The following is a 13,974-nucleotide window of genomic DNA, read 5'->3' as shown; positions in this document are numbered from 1 at the left end:
AACTCTCGGGGGTAGGGCTTGGGCACAGCGACATCCTTCCAGCCCGCCCACAGGGCAAGCCATCTCAGATGTCACCTATCGGTGCAGCAGACCCGCTTGGCGGATCGGTGCTTGGCTACCTTGCCCACGTTTTCAGGACAGGCACGACCCGCAACGCCGGCGTTGCTCTCGGCGTAGCGCTCGGGCTGCTTGTCGGGGAGGCGGCCTACACCGTCCTCTACATCGCGTTCGCCTGGGTCGGTCCCATGGATTCCTTCGTCTGGACGAGGCTGGGGACGGCAGCGGTGCAACTTCTCCTTGCGGCAGCAGCCGCGCTCGTTGCGTTACGGCTCCGTCGGCCACCGATCTCACTGCGGGTCTTCTTGATGGCCGCCGCGGTGTCGACGGTGGCGAGCATCGCGAGTTGGCATTTCATCGAGTCGGTTCGGATGACGCTGTAGCCACGAGCGGCGTCCTCGGGGCAAGGTTCCATCCAAGGGGCAGATGGTGGGTGGCCCTCCCCCGGACGGGCGATTGGAAGGCAGAAACGGCAGCTCAGTTACTTTGCCCCAGCCAAGATCACGGACGCCCCTGTAAATCTGTCGCGAGGGCTACAGAGGTTCGAATCCGCTACCCGCCAAGCAGGAGTACGGGCGGCCCCAGGGAACTGCGAAACGCACTCCGGGGCCGTTCTCGTTCAGGCCGGCGGAGTCCAACCTGATCAGGCTCTCCGCAGGAACGGCGGGAACAGGCGATCTTGGCAGAGGGCTGCGATAGACGCTCTCTCGCCCGCAACCACCGGCCGATGCCGTCAGTGGGGTTACGCCTGCTAGGGCAATCGCGCCCACCCTCTGAATCGAGGGCGGGCGCGGATTCGTAGCGGTCAGCAGCAGTTTCCCTGCGCTCCGGCGGCGGCCGCTTCCCTGTCGTTGGCGGGGGTGCAGCACGCGCTTTCGGTGACCTTGTCCAGTTGGTCGGAGTCGGCCTTGACGGTGTAGACCTCCCAGGGCTCGTTGCCGGGGCCGCGTACCCAGACCTTGTCCTGGAGGGCGTAGCAGCATTCGGTGCTGTTCTCCTCCAGGGTGATCAGGCCGGAGTCGGTGAGGCGCCTGGTGGCGGCGTCGACCTCGTCGGTGCTGAACACCTCGACGCCCAGGTGGTCCATCACGGTGGGCTGCTCGGCTTCGCCCTCCAGGAGCACGAGCTTCAGCGGCGGGTTCTCGATGGCGAAGTTGGCGTAGCCAGGGCGACGTTTGGCCGGCTCGGTGTCGAACAGCTTCGAGTAGAAGGCGATGGAGCCTTCGAGGTCGGATACACGCAGGGCGAGCTGGACGCGGGACATGGTTCCCCTCCTGACGGATTCAGTGGATGTGGCTGGTGAGAGCGGTGGTGCGGGTGCGCTCGTAACGGGCGTCGGCGCGGCAGTCCGCAGTGCAGACCTGCCCGCACGGCTCGCAGAGCGTCACGCCGCGAACGTGGGTGTGGCGACGACGGGAGAACAACTTGAGCATCACTTCGCCCTTGCCTAGATGTTTTTCGAAGCAGGGCCTACGTTGCACCGTGTTTCGAGATCTGTCAACCTAGAGGTATGTCGAAACAATCGCTGCCGGTGGTGGACCTCCAGGCCGTGGCCTGCTGCTCCCCTATCGCGGTCCGCCCGCTGGAGGCCGAGCAGGCGGCGTTGGTCGCGCCGATGTTCAAGGCGTTGGGCGACCCGATCCGGCTGCGGCTGATGTCGATGATCGCCTCCGTGCCGGAGATCTGCGTCTGCGACCTGACCCCGGCGTTCGACCTGTCCGGGCCGACCATCTCCCACCACCTCAAGGTGCTGCGCGAGGCCGGCCTGGTCGACTCCGACCGTCGCGGCACCTGGGTGTGGTACCGGGCCCGCCCGGAAGCGTTTCGGCAGCTCGGCGCGCTGCTGGACCTCCCCGCCGGGTCCGCGCAGGCCACCGCGTGACCCGCACCCTGGCCCGCCGGGCATCGGCTGAGTTCACGGGTACGGCCCTGCTGGTCGCCGCCGTCGTCGGCTCCGGAATCGCCGCCTCCCGGCTCTCTCCGAACGACGTCGGGCTCCAACTCCTGGAGAACGCGATCGCCACCGCCCTCGCCCTGGGCGCGCTGATCCTCATGTTCGGGCCGGTGTCCGGGGCGCACTTCAACCCGGTCGTCTCCGCCGTCGACTGGTGGCTCGGCCGCCGCGCCGGCACCGGCCTGACCGCCCGAGACCTCGCCGCCTACGCCGCCGCCCAGACCGGCGGAGCCATCACCGGGGCGGTGCTGGCTGGCCTGATGTTCGACCTGCCAGCCGTGGTCTGGTCGCGTACCGAGCGGACCGGGGGAAACCTGTGGCTGGCCGAGGTGGTCGCCACCGCGGGTCTCGTCGTCCTGGTCTTCGCTCTCGCCCACTCCGGCCGTACGACTGTGGCCCCTGCCGCCGTGGGCGCCTACATCGGCGCGGCCTACTGGTTCACCTCGTCGACCTCGTTCGCCAACCCCGCTGTCACCATCGGTCGCGCGTTCACCGACACCTTCGCCGGCATCGCCCCGGCGTCGGTGCCCGGCTTCGTCGCCGCCCAGCTCGTCGGCGGCCTGGTCGCCGTCGCCGCCCTCGCCGCCTGGTATCCCCACGCCGCCGACTCCGCCGACGCCGTCGTCGTGCCGCACCTCGCCCGGGAGAGCCGATGACCGCCCCCGCCGCCGGCATCACCATCGCCGCCATGGGCGACCAGCACGCCGACGCCGTACTGGACATCTACCGGCTCGGCATCGCCACCGGCAACGCCACCTTCGAGACCGAGCCGCCCACCTGGGAGCAGTTCACCGCCAGCCGGCTGCCCGGTCACCGCTGGGTGGCCGTCGACCCCACCGGCCGGGTCCTCGGCTGGGTCGCCTGCTCCGGCGTCTCCGACCGGTGCGTCTACGCCGGGGTCGTCGAGCACTCCGTCTACGTCCACCCCGACGCCCGCGGCCAGGGAGTCGGCCGCCTCCTGCTCGACGCCCTGATCGCCTCCACCGAGCAGGCCGGCATCTGGACCATCCAATCCGGCGTCTTTCCCGAGAACACCGCCAGCCTCGCCCTGCACACCGCCTGCGGCTTCCGCACCGTGGGCACCCGCGAACGCGTCGGCCGCCACCACGGCACCTGGCGTGACGTGACCCTCATCGAACGCCGCAGCCCGATCTTCACCTGACAGGAAGAACATCACCGATGAGCGACAAGCCCAGCGTCCTGTTCGTCTGCGTCCACAACGCCGGCCGCTCCCAGATGGCCGCCGCCTGGCTGCGCCACCTCGCCGGAGACACCATCGAGGTCCGCTCCGCCGGCAGCGCACCCGCCGACCAGATCAACCCCGTCGCCGTCGACGCCATGCGGGAGGTCGGCATCGACATCGTCGACCAGACCCCGGCCAAACTCACCTGGGACGCGGCCGAAGCCAGCGACGTCATCATCACCATGGGCTGCGGCGACGCCTGCCCCGTCTTCCCCGGCAAGCGCTACGAGGACTGGAAGCTCACCGACCCCGCCGGCCAACCCCTCGACATCGTCCGCCAGGTCCGCGACGACATCAGGACCCGGGTTACGCAGCTGCTGGTCAGCATCGAGCAACACGGCTAGCACTCCGCCCGCTGCCTTCCCACCTGCTTCCTGCCGCCGTCCCGATGGTCCCGCCCGAGTCCGTGGCGAAGCTTTTGTCGGTCCCTCGTCTCAGCCCTGGCGCGCTGGCACAGAACGAGTATGGTGGTCGATGTCCGGCCGGACCTCCTCCCGGGCAGGAGGTCACCCACGGTGAGAGTGGGTACGCTCGGACTCCCGGACCTTCCCCAATTGCGCGGAAGGTCGCAATCCGCAATGTGCGAAGTGCACGGTGCCCGCTCAGCCCCGTGATCAGGGCTCGGCCGGGGCGGCCCGGTGGCCGAACGGCGGAACGTCGTCGACGCTCGGTCCGGCGGTACGCGCACCGCTTTTCTGGGTACCTGCCTTGTGGCACGATCGTGGAACCTCCACCATCCCCGTGACACTTCCTGACAGGAGCAAACATGTCTGGTCGAAGGCTGGGCCGGCTGCTTGGCTCGCTTTTCGTACTCGCAGCCCTCGCGAGCGTCGTCTGGGTCGGTGACGCCTGGGGCTCCGCAGATGCCCAGCTTGGCGACATCATCTGGAACATGCCCGCACCTCGCTGAGCAACCACCGCTCGATGACGTGAGACCGGCGGGCCGGTAAGGGGGCACGGGATGGCGGGTCGTGGCCCCACCGGCCCCCGCTCGACTGAGTACGCGTGGCTGATCACCGGGCCGTTGGCCCTGATCGCCATCGTCTGCACGACGACGGTCAGCCTCGTCGCGCCGCAGCCGTTCGGCGGGTGGTCGCTAGCGCTGCCACTCCTCGTGGCCATGGTGGCCGCCGGGCTCCCGGTGCTGAACTTCACCGTCCGGCGGCAGTCCCTCGGCGTGACCCTGACCGAGATCCCGCTGGTCCTCGCGTTCTTCCTCGTCGAACCGCTGACGGTCGTCGTGATCTACACGGTCGCGTCGGCGGCGACCCACCTGCGGCACCGGTTCGGCGCGACGAAGTTCTGGTTCAACGTGGGCCGGGCGGCCGCGGGTTCGTCGTTGGCCGTCCTCGTGCTCGAGGCGATGCCGCCCGTCGAGGGCGTCGGCCCGGCCACCTGGCTCAAACTGTCCCTCGCGGCCAGCATGGTCAACCTGTTGAGCCTCGCCTCGGTCGCCGGCGTGCACACGCTGTTGCAGGGCTGGCAGGCCGGCCGGGGCGCGCTCCGGCAGTCGCCGCCCGCGCTCCTGGCCGCGATGATCAACATCGCCAGCGGCATGATCGTCCTCATCCTCATCGCGGCCACCTGGTGGTCGCTGCTGCTGCTGGGGGCCCTCCTCGTCGCGATGGCCCTCGTCTACCGGGCGTACGCGCAGTTCTTCCGGCAGCACCGCACCCTCACCGACATGTACGAGCTGAGCCGCGCGGTCAGCGAGAGCGGTGAGTACGGCACGCTGCCCGACGCCCTGCTGGGCCGCGTACGGGCGCTCATGCAGGCGGAGTACGCGACGCTCTGGCTGCCCGCCCAGGGCCGGCATCCCGAGGTGCTGCTGACTGCCCGCAACGACGCCCCCGGGCTGCTCGACTTCGCCAAGACCCCGGCCGCCCTGCGGGAACGGGCCCGCGACGAGGGCCGCACCGTGGCCGTCGGTCGAGGACTGACGACCGACGGCGACCTGCGCGCCCCCCTCTCGACGCACCGGGTCAAGGACGTGATCGTCCTTCCGCTGCGGTCCGGCCAGGCGGTCATCGGGACGCTGGAGGTGGCCAACCGGCTGGGGGACAGCAACTACTTCGTCCGCACCGACGTGCCGCTCTTCGAGACGGTGGCGGCGCACGCGGCGGTGGCGTTGGAGAATTCGCGGCTGGTCGACCGGCTCCGGCACGACGCCAGTCACGACACGCTGACCAGGCTGCCGAACCGGCGACGGATCACGGGCGCGCTGGAGGAGGCCGTCAAGATCCGGGCGCCCGGCGAGGTGGTGGCCCTGCTGCTGTTCGACGTCGACCGGCTGCGCCAGGTCAACGAGTCGCTCGGGCACGCCGCCGGCGACAAGGTCCTGGTGGAGGTCGCCAACCGGCTGCGCTCCTGCGTACCCTCGTCGGCTCTGGTCGGGCGGGCCGGCGGGGACGAGTTCCTGGTGACGCTGCGCCTGGAGAGCGCCGAGGCGGCGATGGAGCTGGCCGCGCAGCTGCGCGAGCAGATCCGCGACGAGATGGTCTTCGACGCGCTCACCCTCGACGTGGACACGGCGGTCGGTGTCGCCGTGTACCCCGACCACGGCAGCGACGCCGTCGCCCTGCTGCAACGGGTGGATCTGGCAGCCACGGCGGCCAAGTCCGTGCCGGGCAGCGTGCAGCTGTTCAGCCCGACGCTGGAGTCGCGGTCGCTGCGGCGGCTCGGCCTCGCCGGCGACCTGCGGCGCGCGCTGGACGCCGACGAGCTGGAGGTCTACTTCCAGCCCAAGGTGACGCTGCGCGACCGCCGGCTGGTCGGCGTGGAGTGCCTGGCCCGCTGGGAGCACCCGGCGCACGGCACGGTCGCCCCGGAGGACTTCGTCGCGGTGGCCGAGCACACCGGCCAGCTCGGCCGGTTCACCGAGTTCGTGCTCCGCGAGGGGCTGCGGCGCAGCCGGGACTGGACGCACGCCGGCCAGCCGCTCGCCGTCGCGGTCAACCTCTCCGCGCGTACGCTCACCGACCAGCACTTCCCGGCCAGCGTCAAGGAGCTGCTCGACGAGTACGGCGTGCCGCCGCAGCTGCTCACGCTGGAGATCAAGGAGGCCGGGGTGCTGGACGGCACCGACCGGCCCATCCCGACCCTGCGGCGACTGCGGGACCTCGGCGTACGGCTGTCGGTGGACGACTTCGGCACCGGCGACTCGTCCCTGGCCCACCTGCGCCGCCTGCCGGTGCACGAGGTGAAGGTCGACCGCTCCTTCGTGCAGGGCATGGCGACGGACCCGGGCGACCTGGCGATCGTCAACGCGGTGGTCACGCTCTCCCAGCAGTTCGGCCTGGCCGTGGTCGCCGAGGGCGTGGAGAGCGAGCTGACCCTGGAGCTGCTCCAGGACATCGGCTGCGAGATCGGCCAGGGCTTCCTGTTCAGCCGCCCGTTGCCGTACGAGCGGCTGGAGGCCTGGTTCGGCGCCCAGGTGGACCCGGAGACGATCTCCCCAGGGGAGCTTCCCCGGCTGCGTGCCGTGCCCTGAACTGCGGAGACGCCCCGGTAGGGGATCCGATTTCTTCTCCGCCGCACGGCCGTGTAATGTATCCCCTGCGCGTCACCCCCCGGGGAGATCGCGCAGGCCCCCTTAGCTCAGTCGGCAGAGCGTCTCCATGGTAAGGAGAAGGTCTACGGTTCGATTCCGTAAGGGGGCTCAGAGGGTCCGGCTGGACCCGCCACGGCGGTGTAGCTCAGATGGTAGAGCAAGCGGCTCATAATCGCTGTGTCGCCGGTTCAAGTCCGGCCACCGCTACTCTCGTCCACCGGGCCAGCTCCCGGCGGTCGGTGGGATGGGCGCCACTGGCGCCCACTTTGCATGTCCGCGCCGTCAGCGCGTAGGCTGATGCGTCGTAGTTGTTACCCGTAGCGAGGAAGGCACTCCGCCGTGGCGAAGGCGACCGATGTCCGGCCGAAGATCACTTTGGCGTGTGTGGAGTGCAAGGAGCGCAACTACATCACGCGCAAGAACCGTCGTAACGACCCCGACCGCATCGAGCTGAAGAAGTTCTGCCCGCGGGACGGCAAGCACACGGTCCACCGCGAGACCCGCTGACCCACGGCCGGCACCGCCGGCCCGGTCCTCAGGCACTTCCCGATCGCCGGTCCGTAGGGACGGCGCGGCTCCGGCCGCCGCCGACCGTACGGATCGGCGATCGGCGTTTGCGTGTAGGTTCGCGGCATGTCCCTGGACCCGTCCTTCGTCGGCCGGACGTATCCGCCGACCGCCCCCTACCAGGTGGGCCGAGAAAAGATCCGCGAGTTCGCCACGGCGATCGGCGCCGCCGATCCGGCCCACCACGACCCGGAGGCCGCCCGCGCGCTCGGCCACCCGGACGTGGTCGCCCCGCCGACCTTCCCCATCGTGCTCACGATGGCGGCCAACCAGCAGATCATCGACGACCCGGCCCTCGGCGTCGACTACAGCCGCGTCGTCCACGGCGACCAGCGCTTCGCCTACACCCGGCCGGTGGTGGCGGGGGACGAGCTGGTCTGCGTCAGCGTCATCGACGACGTCAGCAGCCGTGGCGGGCACGGCTTCCTGACCACCCGCACCGAGGTCGCCACCCCGGCCGGTGAGCCGGTCGTGACCGTCTGGTCGAAGCTCGTCGTACGCGGGGAGGGCTGAGATGGAGCTGCCAGCCAGGACGTTCCGGGTGACGCGCGCGGACCTGGTCCGCTACGCCGGCGCCTCGGGGGACTTCAACCCGATCCACTGGAACGACCGGACCGCCACGAAGGTGGGTCTGCCCGGCGTGATCGCCCACGGCATGTTCACCATGGCGCTGGTCGGCCGCGCGGTGGCGGAGTGGGCCGGGGCGCCCGACGCGATCGTCGACTACAACGTCCGCTTCACCCGGCCGGTGGTCGTCCCGGACGACGACGAGGGCACCGAGATCGAGGTCACGGCCGTGGTCCGGGAGGTCACCGAGGACGGCCTGACCAGGCTCGACGTGACCGCCGTCTGCCGGGGGGAGAAGGTGCTCTCGCAGGCTCGCGCGACCGTCCGGACGGCCCGCTGACCAGGCTTCCGACGCGCGAGGGGCAGACCGGTTGGGAAAGTGGTGCCGCTACCCGTACACTGGTCCGCCGTGGGGCAAGTAACCCCTGCACGGTCGTGCATGACCGGGCAGGGTGAGCATTGCCGCACAGGGGTGTAGCTCAATTGGCAGAGCAGCGGTCTCCAAAACCGCAGGCTGCAGGTTCAAGTCCTGTCACCCCTGCGCCTCAGGCCTGACCGTTCCCGTGGGTCGCGCCGCCGTACGGCGGCGTCCGGCCCGTGGTGGTGGCATCGGCGGGGTGGCCCCGAGGCATTCGGGCCCTCCCGGCTGATCCGCCGGCCGCGGCCCGTCGCGGGACGGTTGGTCCGGCCGGCGTGACCAAGCGCCGCGCACGCCCGACAGCGTGCGACCCCGACATCCCGCGACGGAGGGCGAAGTGGCCGACAAGAAGCGGCGCGGCGAGGACGCCGGCGACGACCGTCTGAACGACGAGGTCGTCGACGACGTGGCCGACGACGACGCCACCGACGCCGAGGAACCGGTATCCCGGGGCGGCACCGCGACGCGCTCGCGGGCGAAGGCGGATTCGGCGGACAGCAAGCCGAAGACCAAGGCGGAAACCGACCGGGTCGGCCTGTTCGGCCGCATCGCCCGATTCATCCGCGAGGTCGTGGCGGAACTGCGTAAGGTCATCTGGCCGACCCGCAAGGAGCTGCTGACCTACACGGCCGTGGTGGTCGCCTTCGTCGCGGTGATGCTGACGATCGTGGCCGGCCTTGACTTCGCCTTCGCGAAGGGCGTGCTGTGGGTCTTCGGCAACCCCAGCTGACCGGCCGACTGAGCCGATAGTGACGGAAGTGAGCGAGCGTGCCTGAGTACGACGAGACCGCCGAGACCACGGACGAGCAGTCCACGGTGGCGACGGCGGCTGGTGACGAGTCGGTCGAGGCCGCCAGCGAGCCGGAGTTCCCCACCACCGAGCCCGCGCCGGACGAGGACTACGACCCGGTCGCCGAGCTGCGGCAGAAGCTGCGCTACGCGCCGGGCGACTGGTACGTGGTGCACTCGTACGCCGGCTACGAGAACAAGGTCAAGACCAACCTCGAGACCCGGATCACGAGCCTCGACATGGAGGACTACATCTACCAGGTCGAGGTGCCGACCCGGGAAGAGGTGGAGGTCAAGAACGGGAAGCGGTCGCAGATCCAGGCCAAGGTCTTCCCGGGCTACATCCTGGTCCGGATGGAGCTGACCGCCGAGTCCTACTCCTGCGTGCGCAACACGCCGGGTGTCACCGGCTTCGTGGGCGCGACGGACCGGGCCGACCGCCCGGCCCCGCTCTCCCTCGACGAGGTGCTGAAGTGGCTGGCGCCGGCCGTCGAGACCGAGCAGAAGAAGGCCAAGCCCGAGATCAAGGTCCTCGACTTCGAGGTCGGCGACTCGGTCACCGTCACCGACGGCGCCTTCGCCTCGCTGCCGGCGACGATCAGCGAGATCAACGCCGACCAGCAGAAGCTCAAGGTGCTGGTGTCGATCTTCGGTCGCGAGACTCCGGTGGAGCTGAACTTCAACCAGGTCGCCAAGATCTGACGTCGGGAGCGCCGGCGGTGGGCAGCGGCCCGCCGCCGGCGTACCTGTTCCGCCCCCGCCCGACCTCGGCGCAGGCGGCGGCGGGACGCTGCGCTACTCTAGAACGTCGCCGCTGTCACCGCGCTGACCGTGCGCGCCTGCGGCCGGCACCTTTCCCAGTTCCAAGCCCCAGGAAGAGACATGCCTCCGAAGAAGAAGCTCGTCAAGACTTTCACGCTTCAGCTGAAGGCGGGCCAGGCCACGCCGGCGCCGCCGGTCGGCCCCGCGCTCGGCCAGCACGGCGTGAACATCATGGAGTTCTGCAAGTCCTACAACGCGCAGACCGAGTCCCAGCGGGGCGACATCGTCCCCGCCGAGATCAGCGTCTACGAGGACCGCAGCTTCACCTTCGTCCTGAAGACCCCGCCCGCCGCCCGGCTGCTGCTCAAGGCCGCCGGGGTGGAGAAGGGCTCGGGCGTCCCGCAGAAGGACAAGGTCGGCTCGGTGTCGCAGGCCCAGGTGCGTGAGATCGCCGAGAAGAAGATGGTCGACCTCAACGCCAACGACATCGACCAGGCCGCGAAGATCATCGCCGGCACCGCCCGGTCGATGGGCATCGTCGTCAACGACTGACCTCGGTCACCGCCAGATCCAGTTCGTGGGAGGGCGCGCGGGAAGCCGCGGCCCGCCATAGACCACAGGAGTACGTAGAAAATGCAGCGCAGCAAGAGCTACCGCAAGGCCGCCGAGGTCATCGACCGGTCGAAGCTCTACACCCCCGCCGAGGCCGTGAAGCTGGCCAAGGACACCACCTCCGCCAAGTTCGACGCCACGGTCGAGGTCGCCATGCGCCTCGGCGTCGACCCCCGCAAGGCGGACCAGATGGTCCGTGGCGTGGTCAACCTGCCGCACGGCACCGGTAAGACCGCCCGCGTGATCGTCTTCGCCGCCGGTGCGAAGGCCGAGGAGGCCGTCGCCGCCGGTGCGGACGAGGTGGGCACCGACGAGCTGGTCGCCCGGATCCAGGGCGGTTGGCTCGACTTCGACGCGGCGATCGCCACGCCGGACCAGATGGCCAAGATCGGCCGGATCGCGCGGATCCTGGGCCCGCGCGGTCTCATGCCGAACCCGAAGACCGGCACGGTGACCATGGACGTCACCAAGGCCGTCTCGGACATCAAGGGCGGTAAGATCACCTTCCGGGTGGACAAGCACTCCAACCTGCACCTGATCATCGGCAAGGCCTCGTTCTCCGAGACCCAGCTGATCGACAACTACGCGGCGGTCCTCGACGAGGTCCTGCGGGCCAAGCCGTCCGCCGCGAAGGGCAAGTACCTCAAGAAGGTCACCCTCACCACCACCATGGGCCCGGGCGTCCCGGTCGACCCCAACGTGGTGAAGAACCTGCAGGAGGCTCCGGCCGAGGCCTGAGCACCCGTACCCGTGACGGGGCGTCGCCACATCGTGGCGGCGCCCCGTTCCGTGTCGGTTGTGGCATGCTCGGCCGGTGCGCCTGGAGAACGTCTGGCTGCGCTACCGGCGGCGGGGGAGGGGCCGGCGGCGGGGACCGTGGACCCCGCCGCGCCGCCCGTCGCCCGGGCGCCGGAGGCCACGGGCGGGACCACCGGGGGGCCGCGGTGACCGCACTGCTCCGGCTGCGGCTGGCGGGCTTCCTGCGTACGGGACGGGCGCTGGCCCCGCTGCTGGCCGGCCTCGTGGCTCTCGGCGTCCTCTACGGCGGCGGCCGGGCGCAGCCGGGGGAGGCGTACGGCGTCTCGGCGATGGTGCTCTTCCCGGTGCTCGCCTGGCAGACCAAGGTGCTGCTGGACGTCGAGCCGGACGTGCAGCGCCGGCTGGCGCAGGCGCTCGTCGGGGTGCGCCGGGAGCGACTGGCCGGGCTGCTTGCGGCCGGCGTGGCCGGGCTCGGCACGGTGGCCGTCGCGCTGGTCTTCCCGTGGCTGGTGGGCGGGGTCGCCGGTCCGGTGGGGCCGGGCGACCGGTCGGTGCCGGTGGGGATCGCCGTCGGGCTGTGGGCGCACCTGCTGGCCGTACCCGCGGCGGTGGCGCTCGGGGCGCTGGCCAGCCGCGCCTCCACGGGCAGCGCCGGCTACGGCGTCGCGGTGCTCGCGCTCGGCGGGGTCGGCGCGGTCGTCCTCGGCCTGAGCGGCTCGGTGGCGCCGTGGCTGGCGCCGCCGGTGATGGCCACCGCGCGGGCCGCCGCCGACGGCCTGGCCGCGTCGACGGTGGGCCTGCTCACCGCCTGGGCCGCGGCCTGGAGCGCGGCGGCCGCAGCGGCGTACCTGTGGCGGCGGCGCCACCGGCCCTGACCGTCGGCCCCTCGGGGCGCGGGGGAGTGACCCGGCCCACCGGGGGCCGATTTGGTGGTCGCGGGGCTCCTCGCGTAACCTTGGCCGCGAAGTTCCACCCAGAGACCGCTGGTCACCGTGCCCCGGCACGGTCGAAGGTCCCGCGACTACGGGCGACCCGCGCAGGGCGGTAAGCGAAAATCGGTGCTGAGCATGGTCCGCCGACCGTGTCCGTGTGCCGGCCCTCGCCCCGTGCGCCCTGCGCCGGGGCCTTTCTCGTTGTCGTGGCACCTGCGCCCCCGTCGAAAGCTCCGGCCGACGACGGTGACCGGCCTCGAGTAACGAGAGAGGAGGGACATGGCGGACAAGCCGATCCGGGCCGACAAGGCCACGGCCGTCGCTGAGCTGACCGAGAGCTTCCGCAACGCGGGTGCCACGGTGCTGACCGAGTACCGCGGTCTGACGGTTTCCCAGCTCACCCAGCTGCGGCGCTCGCTCGGCAAGGAGACCAGCTACACCGTCGCGAAGAACACGCTCGCGAAGCGTGCCGCGACCGACGCTGGTATCTCCGGCCTCGACGAGATGTTCTCCGGTCCTACCGCGCTGACTTTCGTTTCGGGCGACGTCGTCGAGGCGGCGAAGGGGCTTCGCGACTTCGCGAAGGCCAACCCGAAGCTCGTCATCAAGGGCGGTGTCTTCGAGGGCAAGGCCATTACCGCGGCCGAGGTCACGAAGCTCGCCGACCTGGAGTCCCGTGAGGTGCTGCTGGCCAAGCTGGCCGGCGCGATGAAGGGCAACCTGAGCAAGGCCGCGGCCCTGTTCCAGGCCCCGCTGTCGAAGACCGCCCGTCTGGCGGCCGCCCTGCAGGACAAGCGCGAGAAGGAGGGCGCCGAGGCGGCCTGAGGCCCCGCGGCGCACCCAGTTCTTACCTAACAGATTCAGGAAAGGACGCCAGACATGGCGAAGCTCAGCACCGACGAGCTGCTCGACGCGTTCAAGGAGATGACGCTGATCGAGCTCTCCGAGTTCGTGAAGCAGTTCGAGGAGACCTTCGAGGTCACCGCGGCCGCTCCGGTCGCCGTCGCCGGCCCGGCCGGCCCGGCCGCCGCCGCCCCGGTCGAGGAGGAGAAGGACGAGTTCGACGTCATCCTCGAGGCTGACGGCGGCAAGAAGATCCAGGTCATCAAGGTCGTGCGCGAGCTGACCGGCCTGGGCCTCAAGGAGGCCAAGGACCTGGTCGAGGCCGCTCCAAAGGCCGTCCTGGAGAAGGCCAACAAGGAGACCGCCGAGAAGGCGAAGACCAAGCTCGAGGGCGAGGGCGCCAAGGTCACCCTCAAGTGACCTGACGTACCACCAGGCGCGTGTCCGGCTCCGTGAGCCGGGGCACACCGCGTCACGGCGGGCGGTGATCCGACACTGGATCGCCGCCCGCCTTCGTGGTGGATCCGGCGACAGGGGCGGTGAGCAGGGCGTCGACGCGCCGCCACGGTCGGCGACCGGGGCCCGGGAGTAGCCCGTCGGTGGGAAAGAAGCGGCGACCCGGATGCCGGGCCTTGACGCGGCCCCGCACTGACAGGCACGCTGACACAGCAAGACCTTCCGCGCTTGCAACGGCCACCACTTGGGTAATGGCAGCGGCGACACCATCGGCCGCGGCACCTGAGCGGCCCGGCAGGAACGTCGCGTTCCGAGCGGCCCGGTTCGACCCCGGTTCAGGGGTCCCGAGGCACGTTCCGCGACGACCTGCGGGTTGGGCTGGACAGCGGTTAGCCTCTCGGCTACACTGCTAGTTTGCGCTGCCTTCCGACTTGACCCCTGCTCGGAAATGTCCGTTTACGGATA

Annotated in this window: 17 protein-coding genes, 3 tRNA genes and 1 pseudogene; 19 read left to right on the top strand and 2 right to left on the bottom strand. The window is 70.4% G+C overall.

What is annotated here, in order from left to right; translation table 11 throughout:
• The coding region (locus AB0B83_RS21250) for a hypothetical protein (RefSeq protein ID WP_357579618.1) at positions 1-440 on the top strand (440 nt) is incomplete at its 5' end.
• A gap of 422 nt (positions 441-862) precedes the next feature.
• Here AB0B83_RS21250 and AB0B83_RS21245 read toward each other — a convergent pair.
• Positions 863-1,321, bottom strand: coding sequence for an ArsI/CadI family heavy metal resistance metalloenzyme (locus AB0B83_RS21245; protein ID WP_357579617.1), 459 nt, complete (start codon positions 1,319-1,321; stop codon positions 863-865).
• A 19-nt stretch (positions 1,322-1,340) separates the two neighbouring features.
• A complete protein-coding gene (locus AB0B83_RS21240) occupies positions 1,341-1,490 on the bottom strand; it encodes a hypothetical protein (RefSeq protein ID WP_357579616.1) in 150 nt (49 codons plus the stop codon).
• 77 nt (positions 1,491-1,567) lie between these two features.
• Between AB0B83_RS21240 and AB0B83_RS21235 the strand changes: the two genes are divergently transcribed.
• The 18 genes and pseudogenes from AB0B83_RS21235 (at position 1,568) to rplL (ending at position 13,473) form a co-directional block, all read left to right on the top strand.
• On the top strand, positions 1,568-1,939 hold the full coding sequence (locus AB0B83_RS21235; RefSeq protein WP_357579615.1) for a metalloregulator ArsR/SmtB family transcription factor: 372 nt from the start codon (positions 1,568-1,570) through the stop codon (positions 1,937-1,939).
• Positions 1,936-2,643: pseudogene (locus tag AB0B83_RS21230) on the top strand (aquaporin); the annotation flags it as partial. The gene AB0B83_RS21235 and the pseudogene AB0B83_RS21230, both read left to right, overlap by 4 nt.
• A gap of 20 nt (positions 2,644-2,663) precedes the next feature.
• Positions 2,664-3,173, top strand: coding sequence for an N-acetyltransferase family protein (locus AB0B83_RS21225; protein ID WP_357579614.1), 510 nt, complete (start codon positions 2,664-2,666; stop codon positions 3,171-3,173).
• 17 nt (positions 3,174-3,190) lie between these two features.
• The gene (locus tag AB0B83_RS21220) at positions 3,191-3,598 is read left to right on the top strand and encodes an arsenate reductase ArsC (protein ID WP_357579613.1); all 408 of its coding nucleotides are present in this window, start codon (positions 3,191-3,193) and stop codon (positions 3,596-3,598) included.
• Positions 3,599-4,215: 617 nt separating this feature from the next.
• Positions 4,216-6,744, top strand: a complete 2,529-nt coding sequence (locus AB0B83_RS21215) for a bifunctional diguanylate cyclase/phosphodiesterase (RefSeq protein ID WP_357579612.1) — start codon at positions 4,216-4,218, stop codon at positions 6,742-6,744.
• A gap of 96 nt (positions 6,745-6,840) precedes the next feature.
• A tRNA-Thr gene (locus AB0B83_RS21210) sits at positions 6,841-6,913 on the top strand.
• Between the two features lie 25 nt (positions 6,914-6,938).
• Positions 6,939-7,011, top strand: a tRNA-Met gene (locus AB0B83_RS21205).
• Positions 7,012-7,143: 132 nt separating this feature from the next.
• Positions 7,144-7,311, top strand: a complete 168-nt coding sequence (rpmG, locus tag AB0B83_RS21200; RefSeq protein ID WP_013288652.1) for a 50S ribosomal protein L33 — start codon at positions 7,144-7,146, stop codon at positions 7,309-7,311.
• 126 nt (positions 7,312-7,437) lie between these two features.
• Positions 7,438-7,884: a MaoC family dehydratase N-terminal domain-containing protein gene (locus AB0B83_RS21195; protein WP_121399901.1), complete on the top strand. Its 447-nt coding sequence runs from the start codon at positions 7,438-7,440 to the stop codon at positions 7,882-7,884.
• A gap of 1 nt (position 7,885) precedes the next feature.
• A complete protein-coding gene (locus AB0B83_RS21190) occupies positions 7,886-8,278 on the top strand; it encodes a MaoC family dehydratase (RefSeq protein WP_132230891.1) in 393 nt (130 codons plus the stop codon).
• A 128-nt stretch (positions 8,279-8,406) separates the two neighbouring features.
• Positions 8,407-8,479, top strand: a tRNA-Trp gene (locus AB0B83_RS21185).
• A gap of 214 nt (positions 8,480-8,693) precedes the next feature.
• Positions 8,694-9,086, top strand: coding sequence for a preprotein translocase subunit SecE (gene secE, locus AB0B83_RS21180; RefSeq protein ID WP_357579611.1), 393 nt, complete (start codon positions 8,694-8,696; stop codon positions 9,084-9,086).
• 38 nt (positions 9,087-9,124) lie between these two features.
• On the top strand, positions 9,125-9,847 hold the full coding sequence (nusG, locus tag AB0B83_RS21175; protein ID WP_088998338.1) for a transcription termination/antitermination protein NusG: 723 nt from the start codon (positions 9,125-9,127) through the stop codon (positions 9,845-9,847).
• A 180-nt stretch (positions 9,848-10,027) separates the two neighbouring features.
• Entirely contained in the window at positions 10,028-10,459 is a 432-nt protein-coding gene (gene rplK, locus AB0B83_RS21170) for a 50S ribosomal protein L11 (protein ID WP_132230892.1), read from the top strand.
• A gap of 81 nt (positions 10,460-10,540) precedes the next feature.
• Positions 10,541-11,257 (top strand): 50S ribosomal protein L1, encoded by a 717-nt coding sequence (gene rplA, locus AB0B83_RS21165; protein WP_132230893.1) that lies wholly within the window; start codon positions 10,541-10,543, stop codon positions 11,255-11,257.
• A gap of 206 nt (positions 11,258-11,463) precedes the next feature.
• Positions 11,464-12,153 (top strand): hypothetical protein, encoded by a 690-nt coding sequence (locus tag AB0B83_RS21160; protein WP_357579610.1) that lies wholly within the window; start codon positions 11,464-11,466, stop codon positions 12,151-12,153.
• 336 nt (positions 12,154-12,489) lie between these two features.
• On the top strand, positions 12,490-13,035 hold the full coding sequence (rplJ, locus tag AB0B83_RS21155; protein WP_132230896.1) for a 50S ribosomal protein L10: 546 nt from the start codon (positions 12,490-12,492) through the stop codon (positions 13,033-13,035).
• A gap of 54 nt (positions 13,036-13,089) precedes the next feature.
• Complete coding sequence (gene rplL / locus AB0B83_RS21150) at positions 13,090-13,473, top strand: 50S ribosomal protein L7/L12 (protein ID WP_132230897.1); 384 nt, start codon at positions 13,090-13,092, stop codon at positions 13,471-13,473.
• The last annotated feature ends 501 nt before the right edge of the window (positions 13,474-13,974 follow it).

This window comes from Micromonospora sp. NPDC049060 (genome assembly GCF_040649055.1).
Classification (GTDB): domain Bacteria; phylum Actinomycetota; class Actinomycetes; order Mycobacteriales; family Micromonosporaceae; genus Micromonospora; species Micromonospora reichwaldensis.
Note: the sequence above shows the minus strand (reverse complement) of the source record. Positions and strands in the feature narration are given on the sequence as shown.

Coding starts and splice junctions, on each gene's coding strand:
- AB0B83_RS21245 (WP_357579617.1), bottom strand. CDS start 1,321: ATGTCCCGCGTCCAGCTCGCCCTGCGTGTATCCGACCTCGAAGGCTCC.
- AB0B83_RS21240 (WP_357579616.1), bottom strand. CDS start 1,490: ATGCTCAAGTTGTTCTCCCGTCGTCGCCACACCCACGTTCGCGGCGTG.
- AB0B83_RS21235 (WP_357579615.1), top strand. CDS start 1,568: ATGTCGAAACAATCGCTGCCGGTGGTGGACCTCCAGGCCGTGGCCTGC.
- AB0B83_RS21225 (WP_357579614.1), top strand. CDS start 2,664: ATGACCGCCCCCGCCGCCGGCATCACCATCGCCGCCATGGGCGACCAG.
- AB0B83_RS21220 (WP_357579613.1), top strand. CDS start 3,191: ATGAGCGACAAGCCCAGCGTCCTGTTCGTCTGCGTCCACAACGCCGGC.
- AB0B83_RS21215 (WP_357579612.1), top strand. CDS start 4,216: ATGGCGGGTCGTGGCCCCACCGGCCCCCGCTCGACTGAGTACGCGTGG.
- AB0B83_RS21195 (WP_121399901.1), top strand. CDS start 7,438: ATGTCCCTGGACCCGTCCTTCGTCGGCCGGACGTATCCGCCGACCGCC.
- AB0B83_RS21190 (WP_132230891.1), top strand. CDS start 7,886: ATGGAGCTGCCAGCCAGGACGTTCCGGGTGACGCGCGCGGACCTGGTC.
- rplK (WP_132230892.1), top strand. CDS start 10,028: ATGCCTCCGAAGAAGAAGCTCGTCAAGACTTTCACGCTTCAGCTGAAG.
- rplA (WP_132230893.1), top strand. CDS start 10,541: ATGCAGCGCAGCAAGAGCTACCGCAAGGCCGCCGAGGTCATCGACCGG.
- rplJ (WP_132230896.1), top strand. CDS start 12,490: ATGGCGGACAAGCCGATCCGGGCCGACAAGGCCACGGCCGTCGCTGAG.
- rplL (WP_132230897.1), top strand. CDS start 13,090: ATGGCGAAGCTCAGCACCGACGAGCTGCTCGACGCGTTCAAGGAGATG.